The organism is Methylotuvimicrobium buryatense 5G (assembly GCF_000341735.1).
Taxonomy (GTDB): Bacteria; Pseudomonadota; Gammaproteobacteria; order Methylococcales; family Methylomonadaceae; genus Methylotuvimicrobium; species Methylotuvimicrobium buryatense.
In genome coordinates, this window is sequence record NZ_KB455576.1 from 47,675 (window position 1) to 62,349 (window position 14,675).

Annotated in this window: 17 protein-coding genes; 7 read left to right on the forward strand and 10 right to left on the reverse strand. The window is 50.4% G+C overall.

The features are described from left to right. Nucleotides 1–345: 345 nt before the first annotated feature. The 6 genes from METBU_RS0122775 (at nucleotide 346) to METBU_RS28525 (ending at nucleotide 3,950) form a co-directional block, all read left to right on the forward strand. The gene (locus tag METBU_RS0122775) at nucleotides 346–732 is read left to right on the forward strand and encodes a hypothetical protein (RefSeq protein ID WP_017842820.1); all 387 of its coding nucleotides are present in this window, start codon (nucleotides 346–348) and stop codon (nucleotides 730–732) included. Nucleotides 733–889: 157 nt separating this feature from the next. Further along, complete coding sequence (locus METBU_RS0122780; protein WP_235726482.1) at nucleotides 890–1,135, forward strand: DUF6794 domain-containing protein; 246 nt, start codon at nucleotides 890–892, stop codon at nucleotides 1,133–1,135. Next, a complete protein-coding gene (locus METBU_RS0122785; protein WP_017842822.1) occupies nucleotides 1,132–1,395 on the forward strand; it encodes a hypothetical protein in 264 nt (87 codons plus the stop codon). Before METBU_RS0122780 ends, METBU_RS0122785 begins: the two co-directional genes overlap by 4 nt. Nucleotides 1,396–1,434: 39 nt before the next feature. Further along, the gene (locus METBU_RS0122790; protein ID WP_186005696.1) at nucleotides 1,435–1,863 is read left to right on the forward strand and encodes a lysozyme inhibitor LprI family protein; all 429 of its coding nucleotides are present in this window, start codon (nucleotides 1,435–1,437) and stop codon (nucleotides 1,861–1,863) included. A gap of 26 nt (nucleotides 1,864–1,889) precedes the next feature. Then, on the forward strand, nucleotides 1,890–2,687 hold the full coding sequence (locus tag METBU_RS0122795) for a nuclease-related domain-containing protein (protein ID WP_017842824.1): 798 nt from the start codon (nucleotides 1,890–1,892) through the stop codon (nucleotides 2,685–2,687). A gap of 123 nt (nucleotides 2,688–2,810) precedes the next feature. After that, nucleotides 2,811–3,950 (forward strand): HNH endonuclease, encoded by a 1,140-nt coding sequence (locus tag METBU_RS28525; RefSeq protein WP_026130403.1) that lies wholly within the window; start codon nucleotides 2,811–2,813, stop codon nucleotides 3,948–3,950. 482 nt (nucleotides 3,951–4,432) lie between these two features. Here METBU_RS28525 and METBU_RS0122810 read toward each other — a convergent pair whose 3' ends face one another. The 4 genes from METBU_RS0122810 to METBU_RS0122825 form a co-directional block, all read right to left on the reverse strand. Further along, a complete protein-coding gene (locus METBU_RS0122810) occupies nucleotides 4,433–4,708 on the reverse strand; it encodes a hypothetical protein (RefSeq protein ID WP_017842827.1) in 276 nt (91 codons plus the stop codon). 48 nt (nucleotides 4,709–4,756) lie between these two features. Continuing rightward, nucleotides 4,757–5,713: an endonuclease gene (locus METBU_RS0122815; RefSeq protein WP_017842828.1), complete on the reverse strand. Its 957-nt coding sequence runs from the start codon at nucleotides 5,711–5,713 to the stop codon at nucleotides 4,757–4,759. Between the two features lie 385 nt (nucleotides 5,714–6,098). After that, nucleotides 6,099–6,998 (reverse strand): ParB/RepB/Spo0J family partition protein, encoded by a 900-nt coding sequence (locus tag METBU_RS0122820; protein ID WP_017842829.1) that lies wholly within the window; start codon nucleotides 6,996–6,998, stop codon nucleotides 6,099–6,101. Nucleotides 6,999–7,010: 12 nt separating this feature from the next. After that, on the reverse strand, nucleotides 7,011–7,811 hold the full coding sequence (locus tag METBU_RS0122825) for a ParA family protein (protein WP_017842830.1): 801 nt from the start codon (nucleotides 7,809–7,811) through the stop codon (nucleotides 7,011–7,013). A gap of 245 nt (nucleotides 7,812–8,056) precedes the next feature. On the opposite strand from METBU_RS0122825, the gene METBU_RS0122830 reads away from it, so the two are divergent. After that, the gene (locus tag METBU_RS0122830) at nucleotides 8,057–8,806 is read left to right on the forward strand and encodes a TraB/GumN family protein (protein ID WP_017842831.1); all 750 of its coding nucleotides are present in this window, start codon (nucleotides 8,057–8,059) and stop codon (nucleotides 8,804–8,806) included. A gap of 393 nt (nucleotides 8,807–9,199) precedes the next feature. On the opposite strand, the gene METBU_RS0122835 is transcribed toward METBU_RS0122830, so the two are convergent. The 6 genes from METBU_RS0122835 to METBU_RS0122870 all read right to left on the reverse strand — a co-directional run bounded on the left by METBU_RS0122835 (nucleotide 9,200) and on the right by METBU_RS0122870 (nucleotide 14,675). After that, nucleotides 9,200–9,490 (reverse strand): hypothetical protein, encoded by a 291-nt coding sequence (locus METBU_RS0122835; protein ID WP_017842832.1) that lies wholly within the window; start codon nucleotides 9,488–9,490, stop codon nucleotides 9,200–9,202. Between the two features lie 450 nt (nucleotides 9,491–9,940). Beyond that, nucleotides 9,941–10,561 (reverse strand): transglycosylase SLT domain-containing protein, encoded by a 621-nt coding sequence (locus METBU_RS0122850; protein ID WP_017842835.1) that lies wholly within the window; start codon nucleotides 10,559–10,561, stop codon nucleotides 9,941–9,943. A gap of 14 nt (nucleotides 10,562–10,575) precedes the next feature. Continuing rightward, on the reverse strand, nucleotides 10,576–12,165 hold the full coding sequence (gene trbL / locus METBU_RS0122855; RefSeq protein ID WP_017842836.1) for a P-type conjugative transfer protein TrbL: 1,590 nt from the start codon (nucleotides 12,163–12,165) through the stop codon (nucleotides 10,576–10,578). 7 nt (nucleotides 12,166–12,172) lie between these two features. Next, nucleotides 12,173–12,403: an entry exclusion lipoprotein TrbK gene (trbK, locus tag METBU_RS0122860; RefSeq protein WP_017842837.1), complete on the reverse strand. Its 231-nt coding sequence runs from the start codon at nucleotides 12,401–12,403 to the stop codon at nucleotides 12,173–12,175. A gap of 12 nt (nucleotides 12,404–12,415) precedes the next feature. Further along, complete coding sequence (gene trbJ / locus METBU_RS0122865) at nucleotides 12,416–13,246, reverse strand: P-type conjugative transfer protein TrbJ (protein WP_459560738.1); 831 nt, start codon at nucleotides 13,244–13,246, stop codon at nucleotides 12,416–12,418. Between the two features lie 70 nt (nucleotides 13,247–13,316). After that, the gene (locus METBU_RS0122870; protein WP_026130406.1) at nucleotides 13,317–14,675 is read right to left on the reverse strand and encodes a TrbI/VirB10 family protein; all 1,359 of its coding nucleotides are present in this window, start codon (nucleotides 14,673–14,675) and stop codon (nucleotides 13,317–13,319) included.

Sequence of the window (14,675 nt, forward strand, 5' to 3'; positions counted from 1 at the left end):
GAAATTATGTTGTAGTAATTTTATGCCCGATTTTCCCCTATTCCCAACCAAAATTGGCAAAACCGATGCAGTCGGCTAACATTGGAATTTATTCGCACAGCAGATTATCGCTAACCTTTCCATAGTTACCGATAACACTAAATACCGAACATGGCCATTTCAATTCGAGAGAAGCAAAAACGATTTCAACCGGCTATGCCGACGTGATCGGCGAGGCTTTGAATCGCTTGGAAATCGAAATGGCCCCGCCCGGTACGAAGGATATGATCCGGTATGGGCTGCTCTATCTGGACAAAGAAACGAAAATCGAACGATGATACCCACGACAATCCGGTGCGCTGATTTATGAGCCTCAAAGCGGAACGTAATAGGAAAAAACTTGCCAAGAAAGCGCGTAAGGGTTTTACCGACTACCCTGCCGCGACCGTTGCCTTTTATGGACCAACCGATAAACAGGCAACTAAAGTCACGGTTAGCATTATTCCTAGTAAAGATTCTCCGCCTGAACGCTTAACCAGCTGGTATTCCGAGCATGACGTCAGGCGTGATGAAGAGATAGGCCAAATGCTACTGGACTATATGGCGGAACATGGCATCAAATCCGTCGTGATGACCGATCGCATTATTGGCTGTCCTCATCAGGAAGGCATCGATTATCCCGAAGGCGAAACATGCCCAGTGTGTACCTTTTGGAAAGGTCGAGACCGGTGGACCGGCGAAAGAATAAATTAATGCAAAGCTATATTATTGAAGACTGTTATCCCCAAAATCTGTGGATAACCTTGTCATTAACTGGTCATATTTCCTCCGAAGCCCCCTTTCCTGCTGGCGTTGAATCGAATTGAACAAAAATTGGTCGGCACTTTTTGATCATGGTTTTGAGCCTCCGATGACAGTCGGCGAGGCAGTCGAGCGTCTGATGGAAATACTGAGCGGCGAGGAAAAGCTGATGATTTCGATGATGTCGGAAGACGAACTCATCGATCTGCGTTTCGGCCTTGGCTTGGCGGTCCGGAATGCGTTTGGACTGCATGAGCCTGGGAGCAAATTATTGTCTTCGTGCGGCACGTCTCACCCGGATGATGCATCGAACGTGATAATTAAATCATTGTGGCGCAACTTGAGTGCTTTATGAGAATAGAACTCGACAGTAGGGATAAAGCACTTATCCAAAAGTATTGGTACACCGCCCCAGAGAAAATAAAAGCTCAGCTTTTGAATAAGCGGCGCAAAACCATTGATATCGAACCCGATGAGATTGAAGATTTGATCGGATATTTGTCGCTAGAGTGCAATCATTGCAAGAGTAATGGGTTGGCTTTCGAGCTTAATGAGCTATGCGAGAGGCTTGAATGCATAGTTTTGCCGACCAAAAGAACAGGCTTCATGTTTTGAAAAGAATGCTACACAATGAAATCATTCGATAAACCTATCATGCAGAAAGTTATTCTAACCACTGGCCTTATATTTTCAGCCTTTGCCTGGTCGGCGCCGAGCGAATGCGAAACCGAGCCTCACCCGATCGATGTCAAATACGAGGCCTGCATGGAAAATACAAACGATTATCCGGCGATGATGAATTGCGTTGAAATAGCCAATTCGGAATGGCAAAAAGAAATGTCTGTGATCTATGGGAAACTGGAAAGCCGGTTACAACCGAAAGACCATTCGACATTGGAGAAGGCCCAAAAGGCATGGCAGGCATACCATGATGCAGAATTTGCTCTTTATAATGCGATGCAGGCTGGCGAAGAAGTTGACACTTTTATGTTCGCCGAAAAGAAAATGCGAGTGATCGGCGATCGGGCGAAGGAGTTGCAGAATTTCAGCGATTATGTGCTTTTGGCAGACGCAGAAAAATAACCGCCCTTTTACTGGAATATCCCGATATGGACATAAATCAAATACTGATCCAAGCTTTTGCCCCATTAATAAGCGTTTATTGGTGGCTAATTACCCTGCTCTTTCTTCTCGCCTTCCTGAAATCGCCATTTATGAAAGGTATTTTAGGTGAATTCCTGGTTAATCTGGCGGCTAAGTTTTTTCTCGACAAAAATATCTACCGGTTATTTAAGAACGTAACCCTGCCAACCGAGGACGGAACCACGCAGATCGATCACGTCATCGTATCCCGGTATGGCGTATTCGTCATCGAAACCAAGAACATGAAGGGCTGGATCTTTGGCAGTTCCCAGCAAAAGACCTGGACCCAGAAAATTTACCGGCACACCAGCAAATTCCAAAACCCGCTCCACCAGAATTACAAGCACACCCAGACGCTGCAATCAGCGCTGGAACTTGATCCGGAAAAAATGTTTTCGCTGGTCGTCTTTGTCGGCGACAGCACTTTTAAAACGCCGATGCCGGACAATGTAGTCTACGCCGTCGGGTATATCCGATTTATTAAAAGCAAAACGCAACCGATCATAAGCGATAGTCAGGTTATGGCTATCTGCGACAAGATTGCATCCGGCCGGCTTAAGCCATCGCTCAAAACGCACCGGGAGCATGTGAGGCACGTTAAAGAGATCGTTGAGGAAAAACAGCGCCCGATTGATGATAATTCATGCACCAAATGCGGCAAGCCAATGGTGCTAAGAACTGCACGAAACGGCGACAAGCAGGGCAAGCAGTTTTGGGGCTGCTCAGGATTCCCGAAATGCAGAGCGGTTAGGCAAATATCATAAGAAATCGGCTATATCAGTTCGGTCAGTTGCAGACGGTGACCTGATATTTAGCTTAAGGCTATAGAATGAGCTCAAAATTCCAATATCATTGCAGTGTAACAATATAAATTTATTAATGTCATTATGTCTGTTTATTATTTAAAGCCTATTGTATGGAATACCGAAAACTACCAGAGACCAAGTGGGGTGGATTTTAAATCTGGCTATCCAATGGAAAATGGTTATGGCCATGAAGAATGGAACAACTCTCCGGGCTTTACTTTTAAAGAGAACAATCAAAATTATCGTGTTTTTCACTCAGAGGGTTTAGGAAATCAATCTTTAGATGATTTTGCAGGAGAAATTTTTGTTTTAATGATTGCATCTCATAATGGCAATCAATATTTGGTTGGCGTAGCGGGCGGAGCTACAAGCTTACATTCTGACCAACATAGGAAAATGCGCGAACAATTGGTCAATCGTTTGGCTATTAATGCAAGATGGCAAGAAGCATGGGCTATCAATAATGTTCAATCTTGTTATAGACATGACCAAAATGCCTTTCGTAAACACTGGCAAACTGATGTTCATTGGATACCTAATTGGAAGTGCCCTGCACATTTGTTCTTATGGTTACAAGAACCACATCTTCTTATTCCTCAAGATATCACTGGGAAAAATCGCTTAGTAACGATGTACGGTAGATATCAAGAAATCAGCAGAAAAAATGCTTTAGATATACTTAAAAGTATCGACAACTTAAATAATGATACTGATATCCTGGAAAATTTAATTCATATCTGTTCTACGGATGAATTAGATGCTATTACTGATATCACTCAAATCGAAAATAGTAATAACTTAGATAAAACAACAAAAGAATCTTTAATTCAAGCAAGGGTCGGCCAAGGTAGGTTTCGCCAAAGTTTAATGAATATATGGAACTCATGTGCTGTTACAGGTTGCTCTGTTCCAGAACTTCTTCGTGCCTCTCACATTAAGCCTTGGCGCAGCTCAACAAATAAAGAACGACTTGATCCGAATAATGGCTTACTTTTGGAATCTAATTTTGATGCATTATTCGACTCAGGGTTGATTTCATTCGAAGATAATGGCGCCATGTTAGTCTCAGAAAACTTGCCAGAAACCGAGCGAGAGAGACTACGAATACCAGCTAATCTAAGAATTAGTCCGAATCAATATCTCTGTAGGTATTTAGATTATCATCGTAATAAAGTTTTCAGAAAAGGCAGCAGATGTTTAGGACAACCTACATATCAATGACTGTTTAGAGATTTGACACTCTGATTCCAAACTCTATGCATTAACCCGCAAATCGTCCGGTCCGGCTTAAAAGCATACATCCCTGTACGCTTTTAAACTCGGCCCACCCGAATTGCTCACGCCCTCGAGCCGGAAGCGCCCGGGATTTAGCCATCCCTGGCCTCGCGGCACACACGTCCGTGTAAGTGCCGCCCCACCTTTGGCCGGCACGGTTCGACGCCCCCGGTACTTGACCATCGCACGCCGGGAGCCTGGCCGCGTCAAATCCGCCACTCGTTTGGCCAAGCGCAATACGTCCCTGTATTGCCCCAATGGCCAAACGAATGGCTCAGTCTTTCCTTTTCCGAACGTGCGCGGGTATTTGCCTTCCATGACCTCGCGGCGAAAACGTCCCTGTCATCGCCGCCCGAAGTCTTGACGCTCTGTTTATCGCTCGCCGGTAACCAAGCGTTGCTATACCTGCCCTCGCCGGCGCCGACCGTTTACCGTCTTAACCGGTATCGCACTTGGCCGTCTGGGTAAGTTTCTTCGACAAGTTCAATTTCACTTCCGACTACCGGCAATTGGCCGGTGATCATGACCCGCGGTTCGATATCGCCAACCCGAATCCGAGCTGTGACAAGGCTCACCCGACTCCCTGTCTTCCAGCTTTGGCTTTCGCCTTGGTTGACCTCGATAACCGTGCCGGTCACTGTTCGAACTTCCGGTTTTCCGGACGGGAACAACGCCCATGCGCTAAACAAGGCTATGAGCAGCATTATCAGTGCGAAAATTGCTCTGTTCAGGATGTAATTTTGTATGGAGGATTACCGGCAATTCCCCGCTTTCCGGAATCCTGCTGCTCGAGCCTCGGCCTCGCTCGAAAATTCGACGATGTTCTTCGGCTTCATCGCGTCATAGCTCGGGCATCCGGCCGGCAGATGGTAGACCCTGCTGTTGCGGTTGCCCCGGATCGTGCCGCCCGCTGCAGCCATTACCGTTTTGGGCTCGGATGACGCCGGATGACTCGCCGTGATCGGCGTGACAATGCCGTCGGCGGTGTTCTTGTGGTTTAGCGACCATTTCCGTTCGCCGGTCACGAACGGGTTGCTGTGCCCCATGCGGGCGGCAATGCGTCTATCACGATCCCTTTCCCATTCGCTGACCGGAAATTGCTTGTCCCACGCCAGCAATAACTGTTGCTGCTGCTGGGACATCCGCATGTTGTAGCGGTCGTGCATGTAGAAATAGATACGCGCGATTTGGCCTTTGACCTCATCCCTGGGTTCGGCGGTTCGGCCCTTGAAATCGACTTTGAAATCGCAGGCCCCGTGCTGTTTAGGCGTCGACGGCAGCATGCCGAAATTGTAATTGCTGCGATTGGCGTTAATTTCGCCAACCGACGGCGTCAGGTTGTGAAGATCGGCTTCCATCGCGTTGAACACCGGGTCAACGGAGTTGCAGTTCTTCCGTCCGCCGTTCTGCCAGCATAGCCGGGCCCGGTCGAAGTTTGAGGCCGGAACGACATGCTCCCATTCGGTCCGGATTGCCCGGTTTGCCTGTGACCGGATTTGGTAGCCGCAGGATTCGAGATCGACGCGGCCGCCGGATCGTCCGACCCATTCCCAGTTACAGCCGCAATAGAAGGTACCCGCTTGGGTTCGGTCGTGGTAGACGTATTGCCGGGCTTCGGCTTTGGCTTGCTCGAAGGTTTGAGGTGCCGCAAAGGTTTGGAGAGCGGCAAAGAAAAGTAGAAGGCCAATGGTTCTGGCTGTATTGATCAATGTTGTTACCCGTTATCCGAAAAAAACGGGTAATCGTACAGGACAATAATGTGTTGTTCTAATCGGAAATACAGCGCACAGAATCCGCCAATCGTCCGGGCGAGCGCAAAACGTCCCTGTTTTACACTACGCCCTCCAGAATGGCTCACGCCTTCCTATCCCGAACGTGTGCGGGTATTTATCTTCCCTGGCCGCGCGGCGAAAACGTCCATGTTATCGCCGCCCAAAGTTTTGTCTATCTTCTGATCGTTCATAGTGTCCGACAGGTTGCTTTCCCGGCGCTTCGCAATCCCAGCGATGCGTGACTTCGGCAGATTGGAGGGGAAATGGTGATGTAAAAAGTGTCTCAACTTGAGACACTTTCTAATGGCGTTGCGAAAAATCCCTACTCTTCGCTTTGGATCAGGTCTTCGAGAAAATCTTTCAGCTTCTGCTCTTGTTCGGCGTTCAAGACGCTTGCGTTGAGCTTTACAGTGATGTGCTTTTCGGTTCTGGCGATATTACCGACTTTCTTGCCGTCCCTGATCAAATTGTGCGCATCCTGGATATGGCTGTCTCTTGTTTCATGGCCTTTGAGCTTGCGCGCGACGTAAGCCGTGATTTTCGTTTGGTCGAGGTCGCTTTTCAATAATTGCGCCCAGGCTTCGGCCAAATAATCGTTGACCGAGGGATGATCCTTGTTTTCGTTCAAAAGCCGCTTGATGTCGCTTGCTGCGGATCTCGAAAGCAAGCGCGGGTTTTCATTGAGATCGGCGATGATGAAATCCGGCAAATCGTCGTAGGCGTAATACCGGTACATATCCTGGCGACTCAAGCCCATCGATTCGGCCAGTTTTTTCTTGGTCGGGAAGGCTTTCTCGACTTGCTTCAGGGCAATGCCGATTTCGTAGTCGCTCAAATCCTCCCGGTCGATGTTTTCGGCCAGCGCGAATACCGCCATGTCGCTATCGGATATCTCCATGACCACAGCATCGATATGGCGCCGTTCGATTTGCTTATGCGCCCGCCAGCGGCGCTCGCCGGCGGCGATTTGGTAGCTATCACCGGTTTTCCTGAGCAAGATCGGCTCCAGCAAACCAACTTCGGCGATCGACTGGGCCAATTTGTCCAATTCGTCTTGCGGGAAAATGCGGCGGGGCTGGTAAGGGTTCGGCTCGATCTTTCCGACCAGAACCGAGACCAATTCCCGGCCTTGATCAAAATTGACGGATTGTTCCGCCGAGGCATGACGCTGCGTGTTCTCCTGCAGCTTTTTCTCCAGCATTTTTTTAATGTCTTTAGCCATTGAGCCGGTTCCTTATACAAGATTGAGTTGTTTGGCGATCACGTCGGCCAGCCGTTTAAACTCGCGCGAGACTTTGCAGGTTCGGTCTATGTCATGAACGCTCGTTTGCGCTATCGCCGACTGATTAACCTTAGTGCTGGTCGATATGCGGACATCGATGAGTTTGCCGATTTGCTCTTTCGCCGAAGCCTCGATCAGTTTGCAAACGGTTTGTCGGGCGTCATGACGGATCAGCAAGGCGCCGATCAATTCGAGCTCCGGGTTGATGCGCCTGATTTTTTCGACTAACTTCATCAGGTCGGTCACGCCGTACATGCCGTACTGCGAGCCGGACTCGATCGGGATGATCAGATGCGTAGCTGCCGCCAATGCATTGCTGGTCAGTAGCTTGAGGCTGGGCGGGCAGTCGATTAGGATCACGTCGTAGATGCCGCGAAGGTGGTTTATTTTTTCGCGCAGTTCCTCGGAAGGCCGGGGGGCTTCGTCCTTCAATTCGTCTTCGGCCTTGCCGAGATTGAGCGAGCCGTAGATCAGAGATACGCCCTCGATGTTAGTGTCATCGTAGATCGATTGCGGCAGTTTCTCGACCTCGGACAACAGCAGTTCCGCGCAGGTCACCGGCACTTCGCTCGGGTGCTTCTTGCCTATATGCAGGCTGGCGTTGGCCTGCGGATCGAGGTCGATGACCAGGACGGAAAGGTCCATCTTCGCCAATTCCGCTGCAAGGTTGACTACCGTCGTGGTTTTGCCGCACCCGCCCTTGTGATTGGCGACGGCGATGACGGCTGTTTTTTTGTTCTCGGTTGACTTCATTTTTGTGTTCGTTTTATTTAATTTTGTATCCAGTATAAAGATTATATCTGGTAATGCAAACCTGGTATTTTTGGTATAAACAGCTTATTTATTACAAATATATGCTCAGATTATCGCTCGATTGAGTTTGGATTGCCTTTTTCGAACATAAAATCGTGTACGATCAATCCAAAACCGTATTCATTGTTATCAAAAAAGTGTCGCAAGTTGCGACACTTTTTTGAACGATAACCCTGGAAAGGAATATGCCAAACCTAAAACTCCTGGCCTTCATGCTTTGCGCTTCATCTCTTTCGGCGGCGCCGTTAGATGCCATTCTGACCGGCATCGAGCCGGGCACGATAGTATTCATCGGCGAAAGCCATCATCGAGCCGAATCACCTTTGCTGATCAAGCGACTGGTCAATGAGCTGATAGCAAGCAATCGATGCCCGATCCTCGCGCTCGAAATCGGCAGCGACCAACAATCGGTGATCGACCAAGTGATGGCGAGCGAAAAACCGGCCGGCGCGATCGAGATATCCGACATCATCGATCATGAGCCTTATCGCTTGATGATCCACTATTTCGCCAAACGGAAAGCCCGGGGTTCCTGTTTAGGCGTGGTTGCGATCGACGCAAGCAAGGAGGCAACCGTCGACCGTAACAAATGGATGGCGGCTCGGCTTTCGTCATTGCCGACCGACAGGCCTGTGGTCGTATTGGTGGGTGCATTGCATACGCTCAAAAAGGTCGACTGGACGGTGCCGACCGGCAAGCCTTATGCTGCCGAAATACTGGCCAATCAGGGCTTTCGCGTGAAATCGTTTACGCAGCGCTGGATACCGAAGGAATGTCCGAGTAATTCCATTCGTCAACAACGTTTTGTCGAGGCATCCGATCCGGAGGCGTTGACGATTCTCAACGAAACCGTGTTGTCGCTGCTCAATGCGGAGACGGCGGAATCGGCCGAGGGCGTGGTGGACGGGTTTATCGTGTGGGAGTGCGACAGCTGACGCGACAATCTGTCACAGTTGCGCCGGTGCGTTTAGCGGATATTCTGTAAGCACTGATCTTTTTCCTGGATCAGCCATATATCCTTACTCTAATGCGGAGGCTTAGCTGTCCGCATTTTTTTGTCTGAAAAACTGCCATTAATCGCTGCGCAAGGCTATCGCCAAGCTTGCTTTTGAAAGCGTCCCTGTGAGAACGCGGTAGTCGTCCATGACAACCGCGTCCAGCCGTTCGACGTTCTGAATCCGCCAATCGTTTGACCAAGCGCAATACGTCCCTGTCATCGCCGCCCGAAGTCTTGTTGCTCTTACGGTCGATCGCCGGTATCCAAGCTTTGCTATCCCTGCGCGTCCTGCTGTCCCGATAGCGCACGTCCTTGTGCTTTCATGCGCTACTTAGCGGATGTCGATCGTACCGGTTGTCGCCACCGAATCCCTGCCGATCGCTTGCGTGTTGGTCAGCGTGTTTTTTGAGGCGTTGATCAGAGTCGATTTCTCAACTTTCGAGCCGACTATGCTGATAGAACCTGTGTGAGCGGCGCTGTTGCGGCCGATCGCCTGTGTGTTGGTCAACGTGTTTTTGGAAGCGTTGATTATCGTGGATTTTTCGATTTTCGAGCCTTCGGCCATGGCTGTGCCGGCGACGACTGACATTAAAACGACTGCTGCTAAAGATACTGTTTTCATGATGATTTCCCCTTGGTTTTTGTTGGTATGGTTCGTTCAAGCGTTTCGTTGAACTTGTGTACAGTATCCCGATTTCTGGAGAAAAAGGCGGTGATCGAGTCACGCCGATTGTGTGATTTATTCACCGGCCGGCGAATTGAGAGGGCATCGCTTGTTGAATCAGCCAATCATTCGGATGTCGTCTGCGCTTGCCTTCGGCAAATTGGAGAAGGCATGGTGATGTAAAAAGTGTCGCAAGTTGCGACACTTTTTCATGGCGTTTTGGAAAAATCCTCACTCTTCGCCTTGGACCAGGTCTTCGAGGAAATCCTTCAGCTTCTGCTCTTGTTCAGCGTTCAAGGCACTTGCGTTGAGCTTTACGGTAATGTGCTTTTGGCCGTGACGATTTATTTGTTAACGTAGCACCGTCGGTTGCCGGAATGAGAGTCTTGAGGGTTATTGCAGGTTTTCTTAATCATCGGTTTTGAAGGAAATTGAGCGTGGCACATAATTTTTCTGGCTCAGGGAGCGGACCAAAGCCTGCTTCGCCGCCGGCGAAGACAAAGGAGACGAAGCCGTGGTTTGCTGGGTTACACGTTGTACTTCTATCGGTTGAAACGGCATCGAAGGCGCTGTATCCGCTTTGGTTACATCTAGCGTCACGAAATGGGCTTCCAACCAGTCAGCCCACTTCGACGCCTTGCGAATGAGATCGGCGCGGTACACGGCATTGTATCGCGGCGTGCGCGAGTGATAGTTAGCGGCCTTGGTCCACAGATCGCCCTTGTCGTTGCGGATGTGCATCCGCAATCGCCAAGCGGCCAGATCGAACGAATAGCAACCAGCGGCCGCTACATCGTTCGCTGTGATTCCGTACCGTTCCAGGTCGCGCAGGTATGCGGTATTGAATTGCATGGAGCCTACGTCATGGGTGCCGTTCGTGTTGCGCACCCACTGCCACGGCTTGCCGGCTTCTTTTTCTGCCACAGCCAACACAATGTTGGCCGGTACTTCATATTTGACGGCGGCCGAGATTGCGCACACGACGCGCTCTTGTTCAAAAGGTGTAAGGTCGGCAATAAACGGCAGCATAACGCCCCTTTGGGTTAAGTCGGTGCGCCGCTATTGCTGCGGTTCACGAAGGCCGCAACTTCGGAATGAGCATCGTTTTCCCCACTGAGGCTGTTGCCGGCGAATTCGATGTTTGTTTCGGGCGAACTGCCGCCCCTTATGGCGCCGGCAATCTTGCCCGGTGTCGTATCAGCAATGCGCTCGTTGGCTTTGGCCTTGGTTACATCGGCAATACCCTTAGCCAGATTAACGCCAGCATCGACGGCAATTTTTCCGGAAGTTGCCGCTGCCGCCATGAAACCACCGCTTTGCGTGTCTGTTGATTGCCGGTTACCGCCTTGCCCGGTTTTTGCCGAGCTGGTTGATTCGGTCGAGCCGCTACCCTGTTTATCGTCACTCTTCGCTTGGTCGGAGCCTCTTTCGGCTTGCCATTTTGCTTCCATATCTTCGCCGCGGCCCCACATGCTGTCCGAGCTGTTGCTGAATCCTGCTGCTTTAGCAAATGGAGTGCCGCCGGTATTACTGCTATCGCTGCTTACGCCACCGGCGGCGCTACTGCCCCACATGTTGGTCAGGACATCGGACCCGCTGGAAACGTTTTCGCTGGCCTTGGAGAACGCGGCCATGACCGCCTGCGCACCTCCGGCGGCATTAGCCGCGCCGGCTGCAACCATAGCGCCTCCTGTTGCCGCTGCTGCCGTGGCCATTCCAGCCGCACCGATTGCAGCTCCTGAACCGAATTGACCAATGCCGGCACCACCTATGCTCGCGCCGGTGATGATGCCAGAAAGCAATGGTGGAATGCGATTGACAAGCATCATTAGGGCAAAACAGAATACTAGCATTACGCCTAGCTCCTCAAAGTTGAGCGTGCCCTTGTTCATATTGTCATAGAATGTAGAAAGCAAATCATTGCCAATGCCGACCAGGAGCACCATGGCGAAAAGCTGAACGGCAACGCCAAGGACTGTCTTGTAGTAGTTGATCGCCATGTCGGAAGTCCACCGAGACCCGCCGAAGCCCAAGAAGAATATACCGGCATACATCAAAATCCACGCGGACACCAAGATCAACAGCATATTCACCGCGACTGCCGCAAGCAGCAATAAGATACCGGCGCTCAAGGTTAGGCCAACCAAGCTGTCGATAGGTTGCCACGCGGACATATTTTTAATTGCCTGCTTAAAGATCATAAAGCCCACGTTCACAATCCCTGACGGAGAAATACCGGTCTTTCCTATCGCGTTCTCGCCAATCTGTCGCAGCGATTTAATGATGGAATCGGCGTATTCTGGCCCGTTCCTGAGTAACCAGAGGAAAAAACCGAAAAACATGATGAAACGGAAAAACTCTGCAAAGAATTCTCCTATGTCTGCTTTACGCAATATCATCATTCCCCCCGTCCATACCAGTGAAATCGTGCCCAGTGTCCAGAACAGCCACAGTGCCGCATTCATGACAAAGGTTCGCCATCCCGACGCTCTCGTAGAAAATTCGGTAATTACTTTATCAAGGATACCCTGATTGGTGCCAGAGTCATGAAAGGCCAATTGAGCCGCTGCATCGGTCGATTTTAGTAATACAAATGCGGCCACAACCACCGCTGGTTTAATCATCGTGCGCATAATAGCATCACCACTTTTTCGGATTAGCAGGCAACGTTTCCGCCCCGGTAGAACGACGCGAACACAACCCGCTAAATTGTTCGCGTGTTGTTCTGTCCGCTATCTGCATTATCTTTTCTAGCTGGCAATTTTCGTCGTTGACTTCTGGCATCGCTTGCTCGGCTGGCTCTGGATCACAGCCCGCCAGGAAAGCTGGCATGACGGTTACCAAAATCAAAATTAGAGCTTTTGTTTTCATGATCGTACTCCTTCACCATTTTTTCGGATTGGTGGGTAGTGTGTCAGGCCCTCGCCCTTCTGTCGATGTGGCGTGTGCAGCTTGCTGCATAGCCTCAAGGTCCGCCTCCGCCTGCATCCTGGTTGCAATTGCGTTCTGCTGCGCGATCAACAGTCCACGTATCTGTAATAGCTGGTTTGCCTGTTGGCTCGCAAGCTGGTTGGCATAGCCAATGGCTTCCATTCGTCCGCCGGCGCTTTGAGCCGCTGATTGCAGTTGCTCTAATCGTCTTGAGTCGGACTTGAGCGCATCTTGTTGTTTATCCAGTCCACGAATAAGCGCATCGTTTGCCTTTTTTTGTGATTCGGATGCCAAGCGCCGGTTTTCGCTCATTGCCGCGAACTCGGCGTCACTGCATCCCTCATTCGAGAAACACGGCGAGTTACGGTAATAAGAAACGTCTTGGAATTTACTCAGGTAGCTATCGAGACTGCCGACTTGATTCTTATAATAGTTGAGTGTGTCGGTAGCGGTTATTAGACCATCGATCGTCGATTGTGCCTGATCCCAGATATAAGCCGCCGGCGCTACCGTGTTCCGTATTTGATCCTCATATTGCCGCAATTGAGTCGCATATTGGTCAATTTGTTTCAGTGTTTGCGCGACCTCCTCTCCCGCTGACATAGCTGATTGAATCGCAGTTTCAATATTTTGCGTTAAATTGGTCATGTCAATTACAGCGGTTTGCGCGTGCGCCTGCTGCGTAATCGAAACCACCAAAGTGATTTCGACTGCGGCCAGAAGGATTTTTTTAGCCGCTAAAATTTTATGCTGCATCGATGTTGTCAAAGAACTCTTTCTCATTTTATTCTCCAGTGTTTTGCATAGCCGGCCGCTCAACCCGACCCGCTACGCTCGGCGGTTAGGGTTAGGGTTAGTAATCAAACGGTTGATAAGGTTTTGAAAACGTCATGTCTTTCGTGACAATCACATTGAATCGATAGCCAGGGCGAATCTCCAGAGTTGGCGCTATGTTCATGTTTTTGGCAATCAATTGTGCGGTGACTTGGCCAAGTTGCTGGCCTAACGCCTCACTCAACGCGCTACTGGCATCCGGCCGGCCAAATGTCGCACTACTCTGATTTTGTCGCTGGCTGTAGGTTGTCGCCGCCGTTACGGCCGACATTAGCAGCGCCGAGCTAAAGAGTCGGACGTAATGATGATTTTCCAGATCATTAAATCCAGCGTACCCCGCGCTGTCCGCTCCCGGCATCGCACCGATATCCAGCGCTTTCCCATCGGGGAAGACAATACGTTGCCAAGCGACAAGGACACGGGCTTGGCCATAGGCCACATCGCTCGAATACGTGCCGACCAGACGCGATCCTTGCGGAATCAAGAGGTATTTTCCAACGGGTGTGTCGTACACGTTCTGCGCCACTTGCGCCATGATCTGTCCCGGTAGATCGGAGTTGATTCCGGATATTAGCGTTGCCGGCACCACAAACCCGGCTCGCAGTTCATACTGTGAACGGGGGGCTTGCGTAGTCGATTCGAGTTGCCAACGATCACCGGCATTATTCGCAAATTGCGCGTAATCATTACCGGTTCCTTCGCTTGAGGTTCCGGTTTGTGGTGAAGCGGATGAATTCGCCGGCATCCCGCCGGTACTATTCAGGCTATGCCTACTGCGAAGATGATTTAATCGCTTTTGATACGCCGTTGATGGGTCCTCATGCTGTATCGAGTCTATTTCTTGGCGCACGGCGGATAACCTAGCCAGCATGGCTTCGCGCGTTTTGGGCGTGTTAGCGCCCAAATTGGCATGACTGGATGACGAGCCGGAGCTTTTTGGCGCAATGACTTGCACGCCGGTTTTGGCTTTCACCGCTTCTTGAAACATTTGCAGTTTTGCTTGGCGGATACGCTCCGCTTCATCATCATGCGGCGGCTGCATAGGGGGAGCCGGTGGCCTGTCCAATGTTTCCGGACGCGCAATGAGTACCGGTTCGGGTTTCAGCATGGTTTCTTCAGCGGGCGGTATCAAAGGCGTGATTAATCCGTCCATGTGATCGCCGGCAATTTCCTTAGCGAACATCGACGTGTTGCCGGTTTTTAGATGCCGATCTTCCGCATCAGTCTGCTGGGCTGCACGATCCGCCGCGACAATCCCCATCATAATTAAAAACGCCGTCAATACCCCGCCGAGTAGATACATGGGTAAATTGTTGACGCGGCGCACGCCAGCGCTTGGCGATGCGTCCGGTTCCATGTTGTCGATATCTTCTGTCAT

Excerpts from the sequence above, each read along its gene's own strand:
- METBU_RS0122830 (WP_017842831.1), top strand. The coding sequence starts at position 8,057 with ATGCCAAACCTAAAACTCCTGGCCTTCATGCTTTGCGCTTCATCTCTT.
- METBU_RS0122870 (WP_026130406.1), bottom strand. The coding sequence starts at position 14,675 with ATGACAGAAGATATCGACAACATGGAACCGGACGCATCGCCAAGCGCT.
- METBU_RS0122775 (WP_017842820.1), top strand. The coding sequence starts at position 346 with ATGAGCCTCAAAGCGGAACGTAATAGGAAAAAACTTGCCAAGAAAGCG.
- METBU_RS0122835 (WP_017842832.1), bottom strand. The coding sequence starts at position 9,490 with ATGAAAACAGTATCTTTAGCAGCAGTCGTTTTAATGTCAGTCGTCGCC.
- trbK (WP_017842837.1), bottom strand. The coding sequence starts at position 12,403 with ATGAAAACAAAAGCTCTAATTTTGATTTTGGTAACCGTCATGCCAGCT.
- METBU_RS0122810 (WP_017842827.1), bottom strand. The coding sequence starts at position 4,708 with ATGCTGCTCATAGCCTTGTTTAGCGCATGGGCGTTGTTCCCGTCCGGA.
- trbL (WP_017842836.1), bottom strand. The coding sequence starts at position 12,165 with ATGCGCACGATGATTAAACCAGCGGTGGTTGTGGCCGCATTTGTATTA.
- METBU_RS0122825 (WP_017842830.1), bottom strand. The coding sequence starts at position 7,811 with ATGAAGTCAACCGAGAACAAAAAAACAGCCGTCATCGCCGTCGCCAAT.
- METBU_RS0122790 (WP_186005696.1), top strand. The coding sequence starts at position 1,435 with ATGCAGAAAGTTATTCTAACCACTGGCCTTATATTTTCAGCCTTTGCC.
- METBU_RS0122795 (WP_017842824.1), top strand. The coding sequence starts at position 1,890 with ATGGACATAAATCAAATACTGATCCAAGCTTTTGCCCCATTAATAAGC.
- METBU_RS0122785 (WP_017842822.1), top strand. The coding sequence starts at position 1,132 with ATGAGAATAGAACTCGACAGTAGGGATAAAGCACTTATCCAAAAGTAT.
- METBU_RS0122850 (WP_017842835.1), bottom strand. The coding sequence starts at position 10,561 with ATGCTGCCGTTTATTGCCGACCTTACACCTTTTGAACAAGAGCGCGTC.
- METBU_RS28525 (WP_026130403.1), top strand. The coding sequence starts at position 2,811 with ATGTCTGTTTATTATTTAAAGCCTATTGTATGGAATACCGAAAACTAC.
- METBU_RS0122820 (WP_017842829.1), bottom strand. The coding sequence starts at position 6,998 with ATGGCTAAAGACATTAAAAAAATGCTGGAGAAAAAGCTGCAGGAGAAC.
- METBU_RS0122780 (WP_235726482.1), top strand. The coding sequence starts at position 890 with ATGACAGTCGGCGAGGCAGTCGAGCGTCTGATGGAAATACTGAGCGGC.
- trbJ (WP_459560738.1), bottom strand. The coding sequence starts at position 13,246 with ATGAGAAAGAGTTCTTTGACAACATCGATGCAGCATAAAATTTTAGCG.